A 2172-nucleotide genomic window follows, 5' to 3' on the forward strand; every position below is an offset into this window, starting at 1 on the left:
TCGTCGCGCGTGGAGCCACCGCTGGCGCTCGCGCGCTGGCGAGCCCGGCGCGAAGTGGCCGAGTTCGACGAGACGGCCCTGAGCTTCTCGACCAAGGAAGTGCAGGACCTGTGGCGCCATGCCACCGGCGCAGACGACCCCGAGCAAGCCAGGCGCCTGTACGACCGCACCCAGGGCTGGGCCGCCGGGCTCAGCCTGAGCCTCGAGACAACGGAGCAGTCAGCCGCCACGGCGCCAAAAGGCATCCGGCACAGCCGCCGCCATCTGTTCGATTACCTGGCCAGCGAAGTCCTCGAACAACTACCCCAAGAGCTGCAGGAGTTTCTGCTGCGCTGCTCGGTGCTTCCCGAACTCACGGTGCCGCGCTGCGAGCAGATCAGCGGCAACCCGCGCGCTGCCGAACTGCTCGAAGACATCGGGCGCCGCCGGCTGTTCAGCTCGGTGCTCGACAGCGAGGAGCTGACGCTGCGCCTGCACGATCTCTTCCGCGACTTCCTCGACGAGCGCCTGCGCCGGCTCCATCCCGATGAGGTGCCGGCCCTGCTGCGCCGCGCAGCCCAGGGCGAATCGGACCCCTTGCGCCGCACGCTCACGTACCTGCGCGCGGGCGCCTGGGAGGAGGCCGAACAGAGCCTGGCCGACGGGACGGCCGATATGCTGGCCGACGATCGAAGCGCGCAGATCATTCGCATCATCGAGCAGTTTCCGGCCGACATCCAGGCCCGCTCGCCCTTGCTCGCCTATGCCCGGGGCTTGTGCGCCTGGCCGCGATACCAGTACGCGACGGTGCGGTCGAGCATGGAGCATGCCGCCGCCGGCTTCGACGCACTGGGGCGCCATGACGACGCGCAGCACGCCCGGGCCATGCAGGCACTGTCCATGATCTTCTGCGGCCAGATGCAGGCGGCCAGGCGCCTGGGGCAGGCTGTTCGCTCCCGGCCCATGGACTTCGAAACCGAGACGCTCAGCGAGGTGATCGACTTCTGGTACGAGGGCCATCACGGCCCTGTCGACGGACCCAGCAATCGCCTCGGCAAGATCGTCGATCTGCTGACACAGGGGGCCAGCGCCGAACTGTGGTTTCGCTGCATGGCGCTCTTCAACATATTCCTCGGCCGCCCCGGCGTGAGCGCCCAGCTTCAGCGCCTGCTCCGCGGCGCCAGGGCCGCCGCCGGCGAGGGGCACTGGTCCCTGCACGTGATGGAAGCCTGGCTGCTGCTCTGGCAAGGCAGGATCGTCGAGCTGGGAACCGTGCTGCAGGACATCGAGGAGGATTCCCGCTGGCTCGGCGAGCCCTCGGGCTTGCGCATTCGGCTGGCAACGCTGAAGGTCATGTACCAGGTCGCCCGCGACGACATGGACAACCTGCACGCGACGCGTGACGTCATCGCCGCGCACGCTTCCTTGCTGGACCGCTCCAGCGACATGTATCTCGCAGTCCTTGGCATCCTCGTGAAGGCTTGTGTCGCCCTCGGGGACTGGACGGCCGTGCGCACGCACCTGCGCTCGTTCCGCGTCGAACCCGGCCGTGAGAACCCGTGCACGCAGATGCTCATAGACAGCTTCAAGGCGCAGTTGGCCTTGCACGACGGCCGCACCGACGAGGGCCTGACGATGCTTCGCGAACTGGTGACGAGGTCATCCCTGCTCGACTCCGTCTACCTGGATGTCACGGTGCGAACACAGCTGGCACTCGCCGAGCTGGCCGACGGCTCGCCGGCTGCCGCCTGGCGAGCGCTGCAGCCGCTCATCAAGCAGGTGACGGCCAGCGGCAATGTGGGCCAGGTCCTGATCGTGGGCCTCCCGGTGCTGACCAGGCTGTCGCTTGCGTCATGGGACGGCGCCGCGTCCAAGGAAGGGTTGGCAGTCCTGCGCCAATGGGTCGAGACGGCCCGGCAGCTCAAGGTCGGCGCGCAGGAAAAGCCGCGCAGTCCGGCGGCCCAGCAGGATGCGGGCCTCAGTGCGCGAGAGCTCGAAGTGCTCGCCTTGCTGACCCAGGGACAGAGCAACAAGCTGATCGCCAGGACGCTCGACCTGAGCCCGCACACGGTCAAGCGCCATGTGGCACGCATCCTCGACCGGCTCGACATGGCCTCGCGCATGCAGGCTGCCAACTGGTACCGCGCGCACATCGGCGGCTGAGGCCGACCGCCATTGCAGCTCGAGCGGCTG

General features: G+C 68.4%; 1 protein-coding gene. It reads left to right on the plus strand.

All coding sequences use genetic code 11. The features are described 5' to 3' along the window. On the plus strand, window positions 1-2142 hold a 2142-nt coding region (locus APY03_RS23950), incomplete at its 5' end, for a helix-turn-helix transcriptional regulator (RefSeq protein WP_198161285.1). Window positions 2143-2172: the final 30 nt, after the last annotated feature.

Source organism: Variovorax sp. WDL1, assembly GCF_001541225.1.
Taxonomy (GTDB): Bacteria; Pseudomonadota; Gammaproteobacteria; order Burkholderiales; family Burkholderiaceae_C; genus Variovorax.